Source organism: Streptomyces sp. NPDC107654, from assembly GCF_055639035.1.
Window position 1 is genome coordinate 1 of sequence record NZ_JBVKBI010000036.1, and the last position, 17,760, is coordinate 17,760.

Genomic DNA, 17,760 nt, shown 5'->3' on the forward strand with positions numbered 1-17,760 from the left:
CCCGGTCGAAGACCGTGGGCCAGCCACGGCAGTAGCTGCGCACCTCCGACTCCACGGTCTCGAAGACGCTCAGGTCGGGCTGGGTGATGGTCACGCCGGCACCTGGTGGCGCAGGGTCGCCTGGACGAAGTCGGTGAAGGTGTCCACCGACTCGAAGTCGTCCGCGTCCAGTTCCTCCGGATCGACGGTCAGGCCTATGGAGTTCTCCAGGGCCATCAGCATCTCCAGCATGGTGGTGGAGTCCAGGTGCAGGTCGTCGAAGAGCCTGACCTCGCCGCGCAGCCCGGTGACCGGGCGCTCCAGCACATCGGTCAGGGCGGCTTCGAGCGCCCGCACGATCGCCTCGCGGTCCATCAGTGGTCCTCCTTGGTCGTCGCTGTTCGTCACTGGTCGTCACTTCGCGGAGAGGGTGGAGTGGTCGGCCGGCTCGGCGAGCGCGGCCAGCTTCTTCCGGTCGACCTTGCCGTTGCCGTTCGTGGGCAGGGCGTCGGTCCGGACGCAGCGCCGGGGGATCTTGAACGGCTCGATGTGCTGCCGCATCCCCTCGCGTACGGCGTCGGCGCTGATGTCGTCGCCGACCACGAAGAGCACCGCACCGCGCCGGCCGGCCGGTGGCAGGACGGCCGCGGAGGTCACGCCCTCCACCCGGTGTGCCGCCGCCTCGACCTCGGTCGCGCTGATCCGGAAGCCGCGCTCCTTGTAGAGGTCGTCGCGGCGGCCGGAGAAGTACAGGAAGCCCTCGTCGTCCAGCCAGCCGTAGTCGCCGGTACGCAGCTCCGGGAAGAGGCCCTCGGTGCGGGGGAAGCGCTCGGCGTTCAGTTCCGGGCGCCGCCAGTACCCGGCCATGACGTGCGGGCCGCGGACGACGATCTGGCCGATCTCGCCGGCCGGCAGTCTCCGCCCCCCGTCGTCGATCACCTCGATCCTGGTGCCGGGCAGCGGGTACCCGCAGGATCCGGGATGCTCCAGATCGCCGTCCGGCGGCATGATCGCCGCGCGTTTGCACTCGGTCAGCCCGTACATCACCTGGATGCGCAGCTGGGGCAGGGCCTGCCGGAGTGCGCTCATGGTGCCCTCCGACAGGGCGGCGCCGGTGTTGGTGAGCAGCCGCAGGTTCCGCAGGGCGCCCGGGCTGCGGCGGACCAGCCAGGCCAGCCGGTCCGCGATCGAGGGCACGCCGGGCAGCACGGTGGCCCCGGTCTTCTCCAGGTGGCTCAGCAGCGGCGGACCGGCCTCCGCCGTCGTCCCCAGGTGGAGCCGGGCTCCGCTCAGGGCGGCGAGGTGCAGCTGGTAGAGGCCGTAGTCGAAGGAGAGCGGCAGCGGGCAGTAGACGACGTCGTCCGCGCGGTATCCGAGGCAGGCGTGGATCGCCGAGGCCGCGAACAGCACCTGCTGGTGCGTGCTCACCACCGCCTTGGGCAGCGCGGTCGTCCCGGAGGTGTAGATGAGGCAGACCGGGTCGACGGACAGGGTGCCGGGGTTCTCGGGTGCGGCCAGGGCGGAGCGGCCTGTGCCGAGGGCGTCCCGGAGCAGATCGGCGAGGGGCCGGAAAGCCACGCCGTGCGCCACCGCGGTCCGGCCCGCGCCGGTGTCGTCGGAGACGAGGAGCACCGGCTCGCAGTCGCGCAGGACGTGCTCCAGCGGGCCGCCGCGCACCTCCTCGTGGAGCACGCTGAAGACGGCGCCGAGCCGGGAGACGGCGTTCACGAGCACGGCCGTGCCGAGTCCGTCGGCGGCGCTCACCACGACCCGGTCACCGGCGCGCACGCCCTGCTCGTGCAGCAGTCCGGCCAGGCGGACGCCGGCCCGGGCGAACTCCCGGTAGGTGAGCGAGGCGCCGGTGGTGCTCAGGGCGGTGGAGTGCGGGGCGCGCTCGGCGGCACGGTCCAGCAGGTCGTGCAGCAGCACGGGGGGTGAGGTCATCACGACTCCTTCGCGGTGGTGGACGGAAGCGGTACGTCCCTCGCGGCGGCGGACGAGGACGGCGCGTCCCTCGCGGCGGGCGGCGGCGCGTTCCTCGCGGCGGGCGGCGGCGCGTCCCTCCCGGTGCCGGGCGTCGCGTCCGTGGCGGTGGCCGGCCTCGCCTTGGCCATCGGGATCACCGTCGTCGCGGTCGCCGTGCAGACCAGCCGCGGCGGGCTGACGACCTGTACGGCGCTGGGTCCGTGCGCCGGGCCGGCCTCGATGACCTTGTGCGCCTCCAGCTCGACCACCCGGCGCAGCCGGGTCGCGCGCACCAGACGGGCGCGGGCCTCGATGTAGTCACCGGGCCGTACCGGTGCGAGGAAGCGGACGCCGGAGTACTCGGCCAGCAGTCCTTCGTCCTGGTCCGTCCGTGCGGTGATCTCGGTGACGAGATCACCGAAGAGCCGCAGGATGTGCGCACCGTCCACCAGGCCACCGCCGTAATGGGCGTCCTCCTGGCCGATGCGCACCCGGAGGAAGGCGGACGCCTCGGTCTCCTGGTGCGGGTCCGCGAGGGACATGGGGGCACCGTCCTCTCTGAGCGTTCTGGCGGGGGGCGTGCCCGCCGGCGGGACCACTGCGAGGGCCACGGCGGCGATCACGTTCTGTTTGTGGGTGATGGACACTTCGACGGCGGCCGGTCCCAGGGCGGCCGCACGGCCCCGCAGGGTGACCACCGGCGCCCCGCCGGCGGCCCGGTCCACACAGATGTCCCGCGGGGCGACACCGCGCAGCAGCCCGGTGCCCAGTGCCTTCACCACGGCTTCCTTGGCGGCGAACCGTCCGGTCAGGAACTCCAGCCGGCGTTCCTCGCCCATGCGGTCGGCCAGCCCGATCTCCTCGGGGGCGTAGCTGAGCCGCAGGAACCAGGGCCGGGTCAGCAGCCGGCGCAGTTCGGCGCCGTCGATGACGTCCACGCCGATCCGGAGGGTGCCGGCCGCCGTGTCCGTCAAGGGGCCTCCTCGCCGTCGAGGCCGACGAGGCGCTGCCGGGCCAGCATGTCCTCGGTCGTGTCCCGTTCCCTGACCAGCCGGGCCCGGCCGCGGTGGACCAGCACCTCGGCGGGGAAGCCGTGGCTGAGGAAGAGACCCGGGGAGGCCGTGGGGCCGTACGCTCCCGAGCGGCGCACGCCCAGCAGGTCGCCGGGGACGACGTCCGGCAGCGGGACTCTCTTGGCGACCACGTCGTTCGGCGTGCACAGCGGCCCGGTCAGCGTGTAGGGGCGCGCGGCGGGGTCCGCGGGGCGGCCGAGGTGGGTCACGGGGAAGTTCCGCTTGACGAAGCTGCCGATGCCGACCGCCGCCATGTGGTGGTTGGTGCCGCCGTCCGCGACGACGAACCACTCGCCTCTCGACTGCTTCACGTAGCGGGCCCGGACGACGTAGGTTCCGGCGTCGGCGGTGAGGAAGCGGCCGAGTTCCATGATCAGCCGGCAGTGCGGGTGGCGCGCGGTGAAGGGGGCGACCACCTCGCGGACACCGGCGCCGAGCGCGTCAAGGTCCAGGTCGTCCTCGTTCTCGAAGTAGGCGATTCCGAGCCCGCCGCCGAAGTCGACGGTCTCCAGCGGGATGCCCAGGTGGCCCGCCAGGTCCTCGGCCATGGCCAGGATCCCGGCGGTGTTGTGCACGACGTCCGCGTGGTGCAGGAACCGGGTGCCCATGTAGGCGTGGACGCCCTTGACCCGTACGTGCCGCAGCTCGGCCAGCGTCTCCTTGGCGCGGCGCACCTCCTCCTCGTCGATGCCGAACTGCCGCGGCTTGCCGCCCATGGCGAGGCCCGAGCCCTTGCTGCCGAAGGACGGGTTCACCCGCAGCAGCACGGGGAACGGCGCTGCCACCCCGCGCTCACCGACGAGGTCGTCCAACTGGCGGACTTCTTCCAGGGATTCGCAGACCACGGCGTGGATCCCGGCGTCGGCGCAGGCCTCCAGTTCCCGTGCGTCCTTGCCGGGGCCGAGGAAGATGATGTCCCGGGGGTGCACCCCGGCGCGCAGCGCGGTCACCAGCTCGGTGTGCGAGGAGACCTCCGCTCCGGCACCCTGCGCGCCGAGGAAGGCGCACACGCTGATGTTCGGGTTGGCCTTCAGGGAGTAGAAGACGTCCACCGTCTCGGGCAGCAGCGCGCGCAACCGGCGGTACGTGCCCTCCAGCACCTCGGCGTCGTACACGAACAGGGGGGTGCCGAACTCCTCGGCGAGGGCGGTCGCGGGGATGCCCTGGAACCGGGCTTCCGCGGCGTTCATCGCTGCCAGCCGGGCTCGTCGGCAGGCTCGGCGAACATTCCGGCGGAATGGACGGAAAGGACTCGACTGCGCATTGCCTGATTTCCCTTCGGTCACGGATTTCGTTTCCCGACGAGAAGAATTCTCGACCGGTTTCCGTCGACCGGGAAAGGGGTGTTCGGTGGACACATCCGTCCCTGACCTGTTCAGGCCCGTCAGGTCTCCCGGCCGTCGGGGCGCAGGAGTTCGGGGCGCAGCAGCGGCACTTCGGCCCGCCGCAGGCGCCAGGCCGCGAGCCGGGGCCGGCGGGCCACGGCGCGCCGCCACAGCCGCTCCGCCGTGGCCTCGGCGTTCGCGAGGTCGGTGCGCCCCAGGAACACGCCGACCACCGGCCGGGGCGTGGCCGCCGCGTGCACGGACACGTGCTCCAGCCGGTCCTCATGGGTGGCGCAGGCCCGGACCAGGGATCCGATGTCGGGAGGCAACGGCTCGCCGCCCGGGGGCGGATCGAGGGTGAGATGCACCAGAAGCATTAGCCGACTATGTCTCGTTCGATATAGTCTCACGATGCGTTACCGCTGGACTTTTCAGGCCAAGGACAGAAGCGTCCAAGAATACAGGCCGAATTCGCTCCGGCGGGCTCTGCGGAAAGGTCTCGGGCCCGCCGCCGTCGGATGTGACGGCGGCGGGCCCGGTGGCCGGCGGTCGGTTCCCGACGAGGCCTCTCCGGGCATTTCCCGAAGAGGCCGCCGGGTCACTTCCCGAAGAGGCCTCTCTGGACTGCGTGGACGCCGGCCTGGAACCGGCTGCGCGCGTCCAGACGCGCCATGAGGGCGGTGGAGATGCGCCGTGCCGTACGGGGTGACACGCCGAGCCGTTTGGCGACCGTCTCGTCGGTGGCGCCCTGGGCCAGGAGTCGTAACGCCTCGTGCTGCTGCGGGGTGAGCGCGTCCTCGGCGGGAGGCCGCGCGGGGGCGGCGAGCGGTTCGGCGGTCTGCCAGGTGGTCTCGAACAGGGAGCACAGCGTGGCCAGGAGGCCGGGCGTGCGGATCACGATCGCCCCTTCCGCCGTGTCGTCACTGTCCGTGGCCATGATGGCGACGCGGCGGTCCGCGATGATCATCCGGTTGGGCAGGGCCGGCACGGCCCGCACCTGGGCGCCGACGGAGGTGAGCCACTCGGCGTGCGCCACCGTGGCCGGGTCGTTGCGGATGCTCTCCAGGTAGATCGTGCGGATGGCCACGCCACGCCCCAGCAACTCCTGTGTCAGGGGACGGGAGTTGCGCATGTTGTCGGGGGTCTGCGGGCCTCCGGGGGCGAACGTCATCAGTTCGGATCGGACGGCCTTGTTCATCACCGCCAGGTGGTCGCGGATGTTGTCCAGCCCGCGGAGATGCTCCACATCGTCCCTGGAGGCCTCCGGATCGTCGCCCGCGAACTCGGAGATCAGCCGGACCGCCGCGGCCCGGCTCTCCTCCAGTTGCTGCTGCTGCGCCGCGACCTCGGCCTGCTTGCGGGCCAGCAGGATCTCCATGGCCAGGTGCGGCCGTACGGCGTGCAGGCGCCGGGCGTCCCCGCTCGCCGGGCGGATGAGGGCCATCTCGCTGAGCCGGTCGAGAGCGGTGTGCACGGCGTCCTCGGTGAGGCCCGTGCGTCTGCAGAGTCCGGTCACACCGTCGTCGGGATGCGCGAGCATCTCCCGGTAGACCGCGTCGGTCACGGCATCGAGCCCAAGAACGTCAAGCATGTACCAGCGCCCCTTGAGACACCACGCAAGCCCCTCGCCTCGTACGCTTCTTGCTCAGGTGTTGCTCTTGGGGCCCCTAACCAGAACTGACACGCATAAACCGGCCCGCCCCGAGCGACGGGCCGGTCCGGCGACGGCGTCGGCCGGAGCAGCCCGGTGTCGCGCTGCTCCGGCCGTGACGTGTGACCGCGGTCCTGCGGCTCACTTCCCCTGGTCGGCCGGGCGGAGGGTCCACAGGACGCTCATCTCGCCGGTGACGGCGCCGTCCGCGCGCCGGATCTCGATCGACACGGGGAACTCGGGGCGCTGCCCCGCGTCCAGTTCGGCGACCACCTCGGCGACCGGGCGGCCCAGCGTGGCGGTCGCGGTGACGGCGCCCATCGCCAGCTTCTTGTAGGCGATCTCGGCCCGCACGGCGAGCGGCACGGCACGCGAGAGCTGGTCCCCGAAGGCGGCCAGCACGATGGCGCCGCTGGCCGACTCCCCGAGGGTGAACATCGCACCGGCGTGCGGGCCGCCCACGTGGTTGTGGTACGCGCCCTGGTCCGGCAGGGACACCACGGCCCTGTCGGGCGTGGTCTCCAGGAACTCGAGGTTCAGCGTCCGGGCCATGGGCACGGTGGCGGCGAGCATCTCGCCGATCGACATCTGGTCTGCGCTCATGGCCGTCATGTTACTCACGAGTAGCGAAGGCTGGCCAGTGGGGCACACTATGGTTGCTGGCCATGTGGCCAGATCAGCAGCCGCCAGGGGGCGCGCAGAACCCGCAGGGCAACCCGCAGCAGAACCCGTACCAGCAGCCGGGTCACCCGCAGCCGAATCCGTATCAGCAGCCGGGTCAGCAGCCGGGTCAGCAGCAGGCGAACCCGTACCAGCAGCCCGGCTACCAGCAGTACCCGCAGGCCAGCCAGTACGGACAGCAGGCACCGGCCGGCTCGTACGGACAGCAGCAGTGGGGACAGCCGCCCACCGTGCCCGCGACCGAGCCCCCGCGGGGCGGCGGCGGCCGTACGAAGCTGATCGCGATCATCGCGGCCACGGCCGTGGTGGTCACCGCCGCCGTGACCGGCTACCTGGTGCTGGGCGGCTCCGGCGACGAGAAGGCCGACGGCAAGGGCACCGAGACCGTGAGCGCGTCGCCGACCGCCACCGCGTCCGCCTCGCCCACGTCGTCCACGACCGACAACCCGCGCTCCAACGAGACGGAGAAGCCGACCGTCGCGGGCTGGAAGGTCGTCGTCAACCCCAAGTACGGCACGGCGTTCGAGGTGCCCGGGGACTGGGAGGTGGAACGGCCCGGCGTCTTCTCCTTCTTCGAGGACGAGCAGAAGGGCGACGGCTCGGCGTACATCGGCTTCTCCGGCGCCTCGTTCCTGAAGCCGGACTACTGCACCTCCGACGCCGGCGGCTACAAGGCGTCGCACGCGCTCGCGGGCAGCGGCACCAAGGGCGAGAACGGCGGCAAGGACACCGCGAGCATCGCCCGCGGCGACGCGGCCACCTTCGCGTTCGGCGGGTACACCGACCAGTCGGAGGCCGCAAAGAAGTACCTGCGGATCGGCAAGGCGAAGTCCTTCACGACGGCGTCGGGCGTCAAGGGCAGCGTCGCGACGTCGTACGTCGTCGGCGTCCCGAAGAAGAAGAAGTGCGACACCGACGGCAAGGCCACCACGTTCGCCTTCAAGAACTCGGCGGGCGACTTCGTCTCCTGGACCTTCTACGGTGCCAAGGGCGTCAAGGACGAGGTGCCGGACGCGACCGTCGACAAGATCCTCGGCACGGTACGGCTGCACGGCGACCCCACCACGCAGTGACCCGCAAAACCACTTGCCGGACCGGCGGCCGGGCGGCGACAGTCGGCCGGTGACCCACGCCTCCGGCTCCTCCCGCGCCCGCCTGCGCCGACCCGCCTGGGCGGGACGCACCTACTCCCTGCTGACCGCGGCCGCCGTCGTGACCGGTCTCGGCGCGAACGGCTCGCTGATCGCCGCCGCGTTCGCCGTGCTGGAGTCGGGCGGCGACGGCGGGGACGTCGGCCTGGTGGCCGCGGCCCGCACCCTGCCGCTGGTGGTGTTCCTGCTCATCGGCGGCGCGGTCGCGGACCGGCTGCCCCGGCACCGGGTGATGGTCGCCGCCAACACCCTCAACTGCCTCTCCCAGGCGGCCTTCGCGGCCCTCGTGCTCACCGGTGAGCCCCGGCTGTGGCAGATGATGCTGCTCACCGCGCTCGGCGGCACCGGGCAGGCGTTCTTCGGCCCGGCCGCCGAGGGCATGCTGCTGTCCTGTGTGGAGGGCGAACAGGCGGGCCGGGCGTTCGCCTTCTTCCGCATGGCCACCCAGGGCGCGGCCCTCGGCGGGGCGGCGCTCGGCGGCGCCCTGGTCGCGGCGGTCGGCCCCGGCTGGGTACTCGCCGCCGACGCGGCGGCCTTCGCCGTCGCCGCGGCACTGCGCTCCTTCCTCGACGTCGGCCACCTACCGCCGCGCACGCCGGGCGAGGGCATGGCGGCCGATCTCCGGGAGGGCTGGCGGGAGTTCACCGGCCGGCCCTGGCTGTGGAGCATCGTCGTCCAGTTCTCCGTCGCCAACGCGGTGGTCGGTGCGGCCGAGGCGGTCTACGGCCCGCTCGTCGCCCGGGACAGCCTGGGCGGCGCGGGCCCCTGGGGCCTGGCCCTGGGCGCGTACGGCGCGGGCACGGTGGCCGGTGCCCTGCTGATGACCCGCTGGAAACCCCGCCGCCTGCTGCTGGCCGGCACCCTGTGCGTCTTCCCGCTGGCCCTGCCCGCCGCCGCGCTGGCCGTGCCGGTACCGGCGGGCATGCTGTACGGGGTGATGTTCGTCGTGGGGACGACGGTGGAGGTGTTCGGTGTCTCCTGGATGACCGCGCTGCACCAGGAGATCCCCGAGGACATGCTCTCCCGGGTCTCGGCCTACGACTGGTTCGGCTCGGTCTCCCTCATGCCGCTCGCCACGGCCCTGGCCGGCCCGGCCGAGACCGCCGTCGGCCGCACCGCCGCGCTGTGGGGCTGCGCCGCCCTGGTCGTCCTGGTCACCGCCCCGGTCCTGCTGGTCCGGGACGTCCGCACCCTGACCCGCCGCACCCACCCGGTCACCGCCACCCCGACCGCGGCCGGCACCGAACGCCCCGTCGGAACACCCGGGTGAGGACACCGCGTCGACGTCCTCGCCCCGGCCACGCGAACCCGACGCCCCGCACCACCGCGACACACTCACCCCACACCGGAACGACACACGCGACCACCGCCGCCCGGACGTCAGCCGATACCGAACGCCCCGTCGGGAGGCTCGGGCGAGGGCACCGCGTCGGCGTCCTCGACCGGTCTGGCCGAGCCGGTGAACTCCCGTACCGCCGTGCCGTGTTCGACCCGGGCGGGAAACGCGTCCGCCGCGCTGCGGCGAGCCATCGCGGCGATGTCCAGCGGACGGTGCGAGGCCGCGACCACCGCGTTGCCGAACCGCCGGCCGCGCAGCACCGCCGGCTCGGCGATCAGCGCCAGCTCCTCGAACACCGCCGCCAGGGTGGCCAGTTGGGAGCGCAGGAAGCCGAACGGCGCCGCGTCGGCGAGGTTGGCCAGATAGACCCCGTCCGGCCGCAGCACCCGTTCGGCGGTGCGGACGTAGGCGAGCGTGGTCAGGTGCGCGGGCACCCGGGATCCGCCGAACACGTCGGCGATCAGCACGTCGGCGTGATCGTCCGGGGCGTCCTCCAGCCAGGCCCGGGCGTCGGCCGCGTGCAGTGCGACACCCGAGCCCGCCGGCAGCGGCACGTGTTCGGTGACCAGTTCCAGCAGCCCCCGGTCCGCCTCGACGACGTCCTGCCGTGAGCCGGGCCGGGTGGCCGCCACATACCGGGGCAGCGTCAGCGCGCCCCCGCCGAGGTGCACCACGTCCAGCGGCACCGCCTCCGCGCAGACGGTGTCCAGCACGAACCCCAGCCGCCGCGCGTACTCGAACTCCAGGTACTCCGGGTCGTCGAGATCGACGTACGACTGCGGCGCCCCGTCGACCGTGAGCAGCCAGGCCCGCTCCCGGTCGACGTCCGGCATCAGCTTGGCGGTGCCGTGGTCGGTGGTCCGGGAGACGGGTATCTGCTCTGTCACCCGTTCATTGTGACGCGTCCCGCCCCCGTGGTCCGTCCCCCGGACCACCTCGGCGGCTCACCCCCGGCCCCTTCCCCGGACCACCCTGGCGAACGGCTCACCCCGCAGTCCGTCCCACGATTCCGCCCCGTGGCTCACCGGCTCATCCCACGGCGACGACCGTCCCCGCGCCCACGGTCCTGCCGCCCTCCCGGACGGCGAACCCGAGCCCGGGCTCCAGGGGCACCTCCCGCCCCAGCTCCACGCTCATCTCCACCGTCTCCCCGGGCCGCACGATCCCCGTCTCGCCCAGGTCCACGACCCCCACCACATCCGCGGTCCGGATGTGGAACTGCGGCCGGTACCCGCTGGAGACCGGTGTCGTACGGCCCCCTTCGCGCCCGGAGAGCACGTGGACCCGGGCCGTGAACCGGCGGCTCGGCACCACGCTCCCCGGTGCCGCCACCACGTGCCCGCGCCGGACCGCGCCGCGTGGCACCCGTCGCAGCAGCAACGCCACGCTGTCCCCGGCCTGCGCCTCCTCCATCGGCTTGCCGAAGGTCTCGATCCCGGTGACCACGGTCTCCACGTCCGCGCCCGGCACCGACACCCGGTCCCCCAGCCGGAGCGTCCCGCGCTCGACCGCACCGGTCACGACGGTCCCGCGCCCGGTGATGGTCAGCACGTTCTCGACGGGCAGCAGGAACGGCGCGTCCGGATACCGCTCCGGCACCGGCACGTACGTGTCCACCGCGTCGAGCAGCGCCTCGATCGACGCCGTCCAGCGCGGCTCGCCCTCCAGCGCCCGCAGCCCGGAGACCCGTACGACGGGTACCGCGTCACCGGGGTAGCCCTGGGCGGTGAGCAGGTCGCGGACCTCCAGCTCGACCAGGTCGGTGAGTTCCTCGTCCCCGGCGTCGGCCTTGTTCAGCGCGACCACGATGTGGTCGACGCCCACCTGCCGGGCGAGCAGCACGTGCTCGGCGGTCTGCGGCATGATCCCGTCGAGCGCGGAGACGACGAGGATCGCCCCGTCGAGCTGGGCGGCGCCGGTGACCATGTTCTTGACGTAGTCGGCGTGGCCCGGCATGTCGACGTGGGCGTAGTGCCGGGTGTCGGTCTCGTACTCGACGTGGGCGATGTTGATGGTGATGCCGCGGGCGGCCTCCTCCGGGGCGCGGTCGATGCGGTGGAACGGCACGAAGGTGCCGGTGCCGCGCTCGGCGAGGATCTTGGTGATGGCGGCGGTCAGGGTCGTCTTGCCGTGGTCGACGTGACCCATGGTGCCGATGTTCAGGTGCGGCTTGGTGCGCACGTAGGCCGTTTTGGACATGGCTGTACCTCGGAGCCTCTCAGCCGTGACGAAGGACGCGGGACCCCGGGGACTGGCCGACCCTCCCCCTGCGGGGTCCGCCGGACGATCCGGAGAGGGTCAGCTTCGGGCGCCGTCGACAGCTGCCACGAGAAGCGGAACGGCAGCCTTCGGCGCGTCCGCGACGGCGGATGCGGCGAGAAGGAAGGCGTACCGGAACATGCCGTCGATCATTGCCGACGGTCCGTACGGCGTCGAATGGTTTTCCGGAATCGCACCCCCATTCGAATCGAAGGGCGTCGCGTAACCGTCCCCCGGTGGGGCTTGCACCCCCCTCCGCACGGGCGTTACCTGGAATCACAGGGGTGACGCTCGACGTGGAGGTGACAGACGTGAAAGCCGTCGTCTACGAAGAGCCGTTCAGCGTGGTGGTGAGGGACGTCCAGGATCCCGGCATCCAGCACCCGAACGACGTGATCGTACGCGTCACGTCGACCGCGATATGCGGCTCGGACCTGCACATGTACGAGGGCCGCACGGCGGCCGAGTCGGGCATCGTCTTCGGACACGAGAACCTCGGCATCATCGAGGAGGTCGGCAACGGCGTGACCTCCCTGTCCGAGGGCGACCGCGTCGTGATGCCCTTCAACGTCGCCTGCGGCTTCTGCAAGAACTGCCTCGTCGGGAAGACCGGCTTCTGCCTGACGGTCAACCCGGGATTCGCCGGCGGCGCCTACGGCTATGTGGCGATGGGTCCGTACATCGGCGGCCAGGCCGAACGGCTGCGCGTGCCCTACGCCGACTTCAACTGCCTCAAGCTGCCACCGGGAGAGGAGTTCGAGACCGACTTCGTCCTGCTCGCCGACATCTTCCCGACCGGTTACCACGGGTGCGAACTCGCCCAGGTGACCCCCGGGGAGTCCGTGGCCGTCTACGGCGCCGGACCGGTGGGCCTGATGGCCGCCTACTCGGCGCTGCTGCGCGGCGCGTCGAAGGTCTTCTCCGTCGACCGCGTGCCGGAACGGCTCGCCAAGGCCGAGGAGATCGGGGCCATCCCCATCGACTTCACCAAGGGCGACCCGGCCGAGCAGATCAAGGAACAGACCGGAGGTGAGGGAACCGACAAGGGCATCGACGCCGTCGGCTACCAGGCCCAGGCCCACGACGCCAGCCACGAGGAACCCGCCATCGTCCTCAACGAACTGGTCGAGACGGTACGGCCGACGGGCATGCTCGGCATACCAGGCCTGTACGTGCCCTCGGACCCCGGCGGGCCCGACGAGCACGCCAAGCACGGCCAGTTGCTGGTCTCCATCGGCCGGATGTTCGAGAAGGGCCAGCAGATGGGCACGGGTCAGTGCAACGTCAAGCGGTACAACCGCCAGCTGCGCGACCTGATCATCGCCGGGCGGGCCAAGCCCAGCTTCGTGGTCTCCCACGAGCTGCCGCTGGACCAGGCACCGCAGGCGTACGAGAAGTTCGACAAGCGGATCGAGGGCTACACCAAGGTGGTCCTGCACCCCGGCCACGCTCTCGCCGCATGAGTCAGGGGCAACGGCTCACGGGTCCGGGCGCCAGGGACGCCCGGACCTTTCCTCGTCCCCCGGCCCTTCCCCCGTCCGCCACTTGACGGCGATCACACACGTTCGTCGGTTAGTGTCATCGGATGCTCGATGCCAACCGCTCTGGCACCGCCACGGCCTCTCCCCGGGCCGCCGCCACGGAGCTCGCCGTCCCCGTCCCGCCCCCGCCGCGCCCCAGGGGCCTCGCCGCCACCTGCACCCGGGTGCTGTTCTCCCCCTACGCCCGGCTGTCCCTGCTGCTCGCACTGCTGGCCGGCGCGGCCGTCTGCGTGCTGCTGTTCGAGCCGCAGCGGCTGCTGACGCACGGCTGGCCGCCACAGCTCGGCGGCGCCGCGGCGGCCGTGGTGTTCGGGGCGGCGTACGGGCTGTGCACGGTGGCGTTCGTGCCGCGCCCCTTGCTGAACCTGGCCGCGGGCGCGCTGTTCGGCTCACAGCTGGGGCTGGCGACGGCGCTCGCGGGCACGGTGCTCGGTGCCGGGGTGGCGTTCGGGCTGGGCCGGCTGCTCGGGCAGGACGCGCTCCGCCCGCTGCTGCGGGGCCGCTGGCTGCGGGCGGCCGACGGGCAGCTCAGCCGGCACGGGTTCCGCTCCATGCTGGCCCTGCGGCTCTTCCCCGGAGTGCCGTTCTGGGCGGCGAACTACTGCGCGGCCGTCTCCCGCATGGGCTGGCTGCCCTTCCTGCTGGCCACCGGGCTCGGCTCGATCCCGAACACGGCGGCCTACGCCGTCGCCGGCGCCCGCGCCTCGGCACCGACCTCCCCCGCCTTCCTGATCGCGATGGCCTGCATCGCCCTGCCGGCCCTGGCGGGCACGGTGCTGGCCTGGCGCAAGCGTCACCAGCTGCGCGGCCGGTGAGCGATGTGGTCCAGCGTCATCGCCGTGGCCGGCACGCTGCTCGACGGGGCGTTCACCGCGCTGCTCCAGTCCCGACGTGAGCGGGCCGCACGCGCCGAACGGAGGGCGGAGGCGCTGCGCGTGGCGCCGGGCGAACTGGTGGCGGCCCTCGGCGATCACCGCCGGGCCCTGTGGCACCGCGAGGACTTGCGATTGAACGGCGCGACCGCGGAAGCCGTCGAGGCGGCGCGCGCGGCGACCCATGCCACCCGCTCCGCCGTGACCGCCCCTCTGGTCGCCGTCTCCGTCCTCGAACCCACCCTCACGGCACCGGCCCGCAGAGCAGCCCTGGCCGCGTTCGCCCTGCGGGGCGCCCCCGACCGCACCGCCCTGGCCACCCGCCGTGAGGCCGCCGTCACGGCGACGGACGAACTGGTGGCGGCGGCGGGCCGGGCCATGGCCTGGTGACGGCCACCGGACACCGAACCCCCGGGCACCCGGCACGACGAGCCCACCGCCCCGGCTCCACTGCCCCGCCGCCCCGGTACCGACGGGATCCCCGGCCGCCGACCGCACGGCCCCGCTGACCGCAGCCAGGCGACCGGCGGTAACCCCCGCGACCGGCACCACGAGCCCACCGCCCCGGCACCTGGCACCCGGCACCCGGCACCAACAGGAGCTCCGGCGGGCGGCCGGCCACACGGCCCCGCCGCCCCCGACCACGCGACCGACGGGAGCCCCGGCGGTCGACCGTAAGCCCCGCCGGCCGATGCCACGCGGCGGAGCCCTCGCTCAGACGCCCTCCAGGATCATCGCGTTGGCGAGGCCGCCCGCCTCGCACATGGTCTGCAGGGCGTAGCGGGCACCGCGTTCGCGCATCGCGTGGACCAGGGTCGTGGTCAGCCGGGTGCCGCTCGCGCCGAGCGGGTGGCCGAGGGCGATCGCGCCACCGTGCACGTTGACCCTGGCGAGGTCGGCGCCGGTCTCCTGCTGCCAGGCGAGCACCACGCTGGAGAAGGCCTCGTTGACCTCGAACAGGTCGATGTCGGCCAGGCTCAGGCCCGCCCGGCGCAGCACCTTCTCGGTGGCCGGGACGACCCCGGTGAGCATGAGCAGCGGGTCGGAACCGGTCACGGCGAAGCTGTGCAGGCGGGCCAGCGGGCGCAGGCCGAGCCGGGCCGCGGTCTCGCCGGAGGTGATCAGGACGGCGGCGGCGCCGTCGTTGACCGGGCTCGCGTTGCCCGCCGTGACGTTCCACTCGATCTGCGGGAAGCGCTCGGCGAAACCGGGGTCGTGGTAGGCGGGCCTGAGCCCGGCGAGGATCTCCGGGGTGGTGTCCGGGCGGACGCACTCGTCGCGGGCGACACCGTCGAGCGGCGCGATCTCGGCGTCGAAGAGCCCGGACCGCCACGCGGCGGCGGCCTTGCGGTGCGAGGAGACCGCGAACTCGTCCATCCGGGCGCGGGTGAGGGACCACTTGGCGGCGATGAGTTCGGCGCTGATCCCCTGCGGCACCAGGCCCTCCGGGTAGCGCGCGGCGACACCGGGCCCGAACGGGTCCTTGCCCGCGGGCACGTTGGACCACATGGGCACCCGGCTCATGGACTCGACGCCACAGGCGACCACGAGGTCGTACGCCCCCGAGATCACGCCCTGCGCGGCGAAGTGCACGGCCTGCTGGGAGGAGCCGCACTGGCGGTCCACGGTGGTCGCCGGGACCGACTCGGGCAGGCCGGCGGCGAGGACGGCGTACCGGGTGGTGTTCATGGCCTGCTCGCCGACCTGGTCGACGGTGCCGCCGATCACGTCGTCGATCAGCACCGGGTCGACGCCGGAGCGCTCGACCAGGGTGCGCAGGGTGTGCGCGAGGAGCCGCACGGGGTGGACGTGGGCGAGGGAGCCGTTCGGCTTGCCCTTGCCCACGGGGGTGCGTACGGCTTCGACGATGACTGCGTCTCGCATGGGGCGGGCCTCCAACGTGACCTGACCGGACGTGCGGTGACCGGAAGGGCTACCAGTGAGTAGGAAATCCGGACTCACCATAACCCCTTCAGTTGGAAAATCAAACCCTCGTTTAGACTGGCCGTATGGCCGCCACGAAGGACCCGCGCCCCTGCTCCATCGCCGACGCCCTCGCACTCGTCGGCGAGAAGTACTCCCTGCTCGTCCTGCGCGAGGTGTGCCTGGGCAACGGCCGCTTCGACCAGCTCGTACGCAACACCGGCGCCCCGCGCGACATCCTGTCCGCCCGGCTGCGCCGGCTCGTGGAGGCCGGAATCCTCACCAAGCGCCTCTACAGCGAGCGCCCCCAGCGGTTCGAGTACCGGCCCACGCCGGCGGGACTGGAGCTGGAGCCGGTCCTGATGACCCTCAAGGAGTGGGGCGACCGGCACCTGCGCAAGGGCGCCGACCTGCCGATGGTCGTCGAGCACTCGTGCGGCGCCGAACTCGTCCCGGTGGTCACGTGCCAGGCCTGCGGGGACCCGGTGCGTCACGAGGACCTGACGGCACGTCCGCAGGCCCCGGGCTGGAACCTGGCCGGGCCGACGGCGGCCTAGCCGGTCCCCGCCGCAGACCCCGGGGAGAGGCGGGAGAGGCCTGTCCGGCCCCTGTTGCCGCGCTGCCCGACGGGCCCGCTACGCTTCGTCCGTCACATGATCACCTCGTCTTCAGACAGCGCTTGGACGCCATACCTTCATGTCTTGGTTTGAATCCCTCGTCCTCGGACTCGTCCAGGGGCTGACCGAGTTCCTGCCCGTCTCCTCCAGCGCGCACCTGCGGCTGACCGCGGCGTTCTCGGGCTGGAAGGACCCGGGCGCGGCCTTCACCGCGATCACGCAGATCGGCACGGAGACCGCGGTCCTCATCTACTTCCGCAAGGACATCGGGCGGATCATCTCGTCCTGGTTCCGCTCGCTGTCCGACAAGGCGATGCGGCGCGATCACGACGCGCAGATGGGCTGGCTGGTGATCGTGGGCTCCATCCCGATCGGGGTGCTGGGCGTGACGCTGAAGGACCAGATCGAGGGGCCGTTCCGCGATCTGCGGATCACCGCCACCATGCTCATCGTCGTCGGCCTGGTCATCGGCATCGCCGACCGGATGGCGGCCCGCGACGAGACCGGCCGCAGGCACCGGGCACCCAAGCAGCGCAAGACGCTGGAGAACCTGGGGATCAAGGACGGCCTGGTCTTCGGCCTCTGCCAGGCCTGCGCCCTCATCCCCGGCGTCTCCCGCTCCGGCGCGACCATCAGCGGCGGCCTGTTCATGGGCTACAAGCGCGAGGCCGCGGCCCGCTACTCCTTCCTCCTCGCCATCCCCGCCGTCCTCGCCTCCGGCGCCTTCGAGGTGAAGGACTCCCTCGGCGAGGGCCACGTGGACTGGCCGCCGACCCTCTTCGCCACGGTGATCGCCTTCGCCTCCGGCTACGCGGTCATCGCCTGGTTCATGAAGTGGATCTCCAACAAGAGCTTCATGCCGTTCGTCTGGTACCGGGTGGCGCTAGGTGTGGTCATCATTGCGCTGGTCAACGCGGGGATGCTCAGTCCTCACGCTGCCGAATCGGCCGGGTGAGGGGAGGGAGGCTCGACGTTTCCCGCTATCGGGATCTCCCGTTAGCTCGCGGAAACTAGCGGCCCCTTCCGCCCCGATTCCTTGATCATCTCCCAGTCGTCTCCCACTCTCCAGCAGCACAACAGAAGGTCCCCGCGAACAGGACTCGCGGGGACCTTCCAGTGCCGGCGTTGACCGAGATGGACCAGGGCGAGGGCACCACCTGGGGGAGGTATCCCTCGCCCTGGCCATCGTGACCAACGACGGCAGTCGGCATGTGACACGGTCATAGATGTCACACGTGCGGGCGGGTTTGAGTGCAAAGCGATCGGGAATTGTCGGGTTCCGCCCGCCCTCCGTCGAGGGGGTGCTCACGGTGGGCGGGCGGCCCGTCCGGCACGGCGTGGCCGTGTCGGGTCTGCGCGGGGGGTGGCAGATTCAGGACGTCAA

Annotated in this window: 17 protein-coding genes; 7 read left to right on the forward strand and 10 right to left on the reverse strand. The window is 72.3% G+C overall.

Translation table 11 applies throughout. The features are described 5' to 3' along the window. Window positions 1-90: 90 nt before the first annotated feature. From ACZ7N4_RS36250 to ACZ7N4_RS36280, 7 genes are all read right to left on the reverse strand, one after another. Window positions 91-354 carry an acyl carrier protein gene (locus tag ACZ7N4_RS36250; protein ID WP_471367624.1) on the reverse strand — a complete coding sequence of 88 codons (264 nt, stop codon included), beginning with the start codon at window positions 352-354 and terminating at the stop codon, window positions 91-93. 39 nt (window positions 355-393) lie between these two features. Beyond that, the gene (locus ACZ7N4_RS36255; RefSeq protein WP_471367626.1) at window positions 394-1,923 is read right to left on the reverse strand and encodes a class I adenylate-forming enzyme family protein; all 1,530 of its coding nucleotides are present in this window, start codon (window positions 1,921-1,923) and stop codon (window positions 394-396) included. Further along, window positions 1,923-2,918 carry a 4'-phosphopantetheinyl transferase superfamily protein gene (locus ACZ7N4_RS36260; RefSeq protein ID WP_471367628.1) on the reverse strand — a complete coding sequence of 332 codons (996 nt, stop codon included), beginning with the start codon at window positions 2,916-2,918 and terminating at the stop codon, window positions 1,923-1,925. The genes ACZ7N4_RS36255 and ACZ7N4_RS36260 overlap by 1 nt, the downstream gene beginning before the upstream one ends. Beyond that, a complete protein-coding gene (locus ACZ7N4_RS36265; RefSeq protein WP_471367630.1) occupies window positions 2,915-4,207 on the reverse strand; it encodes a type III PLP-dependent enzyme domain-containing protein in 1,293 nt (430 codons plus the stop codon). The genes ACZ7N4_RS36260 and ACZ7N4_RS36265 overlap by 4 nt, the downstream gene beginning before the upstream one ends. A gap of 194 nt (window positions 4,208-4,401) precedes the next feature. Continuing rightward, window positions 4,402-4,719: a hypothetical protein gene (locus ACZ7N4_RS36270; RefSeq protein WP_471367632.1), complete on the reverse strand. Its 318-nt coding sequence runs from the start codon at window positions 4,717-4,719 to the stop codon at window positions 4,402-4,404. A gap of 221 nt (window positions 4,720-4,940) precedes the next feature. Next, a complete protein-coding gene (locus ACZ7N4_RS36275; RefSeq protein WP_471367634.1) occupies window positions 4,941-5,933 on the reverse strand; it encodes a helix-turn-helix domain-containing protein in 993 nt (330 codons plus the stop codon). 201 nt (window positions 5,934-6,134) lie between these two features. After that, entirely contained in the window at window positions 6,135-6,596 is a 462-nt protein-coding gene (locus ACZ7N4_RS36280) for a DUF4442 domain-containing protein (RefSeq protein ID WP_471367636.1), read from the reverse strand. Window positions 6,597-6,658: 62 nt separating this feature from the next. Between ACZ7N4_RS36280 and ACZ7N4_RS36285 the strand changes: the two genes are divergently transcribed. Both ACZ7N4_RS36285 and ACZ7N4_RS36290 read left to right on the forward strand, forming a co-directional pair. Beyond that, window positions 6,659-7,747, forward strand: a complete 1,089-nt coding sequence (locus ACZ7N4_RS36285; RefSeq protein WP_471367638.1) for a DUF8017 domain-containing protein — start codon at window positions 6,659-6,661, stop codon at window positions 7,745-7,747. A gap of 49 nt (window positions 7,748-7,796) precedes the next feature. Further along, the gene (locus tag ACZ7N4_RS36290; protein WP_471367640.1) at window positions 7,797-9,095 is read left to right on the forward strand and encodes an MFS transporter; all 1,299 of its coding nucleotides are present in this window, start codon (window positions 7,797-7,799) and stop codon (window positions 9,093-9,095) included. Between the two features lie 110 nt (window positions 9,096-9,205). Here the strand turns inward: ACZ7N4_RS36290 and ACZ7N4_RS36295 are convergent, their stop codons facing one another. Next, complete coding sequence (locus tag ACZ7N4_RS36295) at window positions 9,206-10,051, reverse strand: spermidine synthase (RefSeq protein ID WP_471367642.1); 846 nt, start codon at window positions 10,049-10,051, stop codon at window positions 9,206-9,208. Window positions 10,052-10,193: 142 nt separating this feature from the next. Further along, the gene (gene tuf / locus ACZ7N4_RS36300; protein ID WP_471367643.1) at window positions 10,194-11,363 is read right to left on the reverse strand and encodes an elongation factor Tu; all 1,170 of its coding nucleotides are present in this window, start codon (window positions 11,361-11,363) and stop codon (window positions 10,194-10,196) included. A gap of 371 nt (window positions 11,364-11,734) precedes the next feature. Between tuf and ACZ7N4_RS36305 the strand changes: the two genes are divergently transcribed. The 3 genes from ACZ7N4_RS36305 to ACZ7N4_RS36315 all read left to right on the forward strand — a co-directional run bounded on the left by ACZ7N4_RS36305 (window position 11,735) and on the right by ACZ7N4_RS36315 (window position 14,226). Next, on the forward strand, window positions 11,735-12,886 hold the full coding sequence (locus ACZ7N4_RS36305; protein WP_471367773.1) for a glutathione-independent formaldehyde dehydrogenase: 1,152 nt from the start codon (window positions 11,735-11,737) through the stop codon (window positions 12,884-12,886). 122 nt (window positions 12,887-13,008) lie between these two features. Beyond that, on the forward strand, window positions 13,009-13,779 hold the full coding sequence (locus tag ACZ7N4_RS36310) for a TVP38/TMEM64 family protein (RefSeq protein WP_471367646.1): 771 nt from the start codon (window positions 13,009-13,011) through the stop codon (window positions 13,777-13,779). A 24-nt stretch (window positions 13,780-13,803) separates the two neighbouring features. Continuing rightward, window positions 13,804-14,226 carry a protein kilB gene (locus ACZ7N4_RS36315; RefSeq protein ID WP_471367647.1) on the forward strand — a complete coding sequence of 141 codons (423 nt, stop codon included), beginning with the start codon at window positions 13,804-13,806 and terminating at the stop codon, window positions 14,224-14,226. 324 nt (window positions 14,227-14,550) lie between these two features. Here ACZ7N4_RS36315 and ACZ7N4_RS36320 read toward each other — a convergent pair whose 3' ends face one another. Then, window positions 14,551-15,720: a thiolase family protein gene (locus ACZ7N4_RS36320; protein WP_471367649.1), complete on the reverse strand. Its 1,170-nt coding sequence runs from the start codon at window positions 15,718-15,720 to the stop codon at window positions 14,551-14,553. A 125-nt stretch (window positions 15,721-15,845) separates the two neighbouring features. On the opposite strand from ACZ7N4_RS36320, the gene ACZ7N4_RS36325 reads away from it, so the two are divergent. Beyond that, on the forward strand, window positions 15,846-16,316 hold the full coding sequence (locus ACZ7N4_RS36325) for a winged helix-turn-helix transcriptional regulator (RefSeq protein ID WP_471367651.1): 471 nt from the start codon (window positions 15,846-15,848) through the stop codon (window positions 16,314-16,316). Window positions 16,317-16,455: 139 nt separating this feature from the next. Then, window positions 16,456-17,331 (forward strand): undecaprenyl-diphosphate phosphatase, encoded by an 876-nt coding sequence (locus ACZ7N4_RS36330; protein WP_471367654.1) that lies wholly within the window; start codon window positions 16,456-16,458, stop codon window positions 17,329-17,331. Window positions 17,332-17,760 lie beyond the last annotated feature (429 nt).

Excerpts from the sequence above, each read along its gene's own strand:
- ACZ7N4_RS36250 (WP_471367624.1), bottom strand. The coding sequence starts at position 354 with ATGGACCGCGAGGCGATCGTGCGGGCGCTCGAAGCCGCCCTGACCGAT.
- ACZ7N4_RS36255 (WP_471367626.1), bottom strand. The coding sequence starts at position 1,923 with ATGACCTCACCCCCCGTGCTGCTGCACGACCTGCTGGACCGTGCCGCC.
- ACZ7N4_RS36265 (WP_471367630.1), bottom strand. The coding sequence starts at position 4,207 with ATGAACGCCGCGGAAGCCCGGTTCCAGGGCATCCCCGCGACCGCCCTC.
- ACZ7N4_RS36270 (WP_471367632.1), bottom strand. The coding sequence starts at position 4,719 with ATGCTTCTGGTGCATCTCACCCTCGATCCGCCCCCGGGCGGCGAGCCG.
- ACZ7N4_RS36275 (WP_471367634.1), bottom strand. The coding sequence starts at position 5,933 with ATGCTTGACGTTCTTGGGCTCGATGCCGTGACCGACGCGGTCTACCGG.
- ACZ7N4_RS36280 (WP_471367636.1), bottom strand. The coding sequence starts at position 6,596 with ATGAGCGCAGACCAGATGTCGATCGGCGAGATGCTCGCCGCCACCGTG.
- ACZ7N4_RS36285 (WP_471367638.1), top strand. The coding sequence starts at position 6,659 with ATGTGGCCAGATCAGCAGCCGCCAGGGGGCGCGCAGAACCCGCAGGGC.
- tuf (WP_471367643.1), bottom strand. The coding sequence starts at position 11,363 with ATGTCCAAAACGGCCTACGTGCGCACCAAGCCGCACCTGAACATCGGC.
- ACZ7N4_RS36310 (WP_471367646.1), top strand. The coding sequence starts at position 13,009 with ATGCTCGATGCCAACCGCTCTGGCACCGCCACGGCCTCTCCCCGGGCC.
- ACZ7N4_RS36320 (WP_471367649.1), bottom strand. The coding sequence starts at position 15,720 with ATGCGAGACGCAGTCATCGTCGAAGCCGTACGCACCCCCGTGGGCAAG.
- ACZ7N4_RS36325 (WP_471367651.1), top strand. The coding sequence starts at position 15,846 with ATGGCCGCCACGAAGGACCCGCGCCCCTGCTCCATCGCCGACGCCCTC.
- ACZ7N4_RS36330 (WP_471367654.1), top strand. The coding sequence starts at position 16,456 with ATGTCTTGGTTTGAATCCCTCGTCCTCGGACTCGTCCAGGGGCTGACC.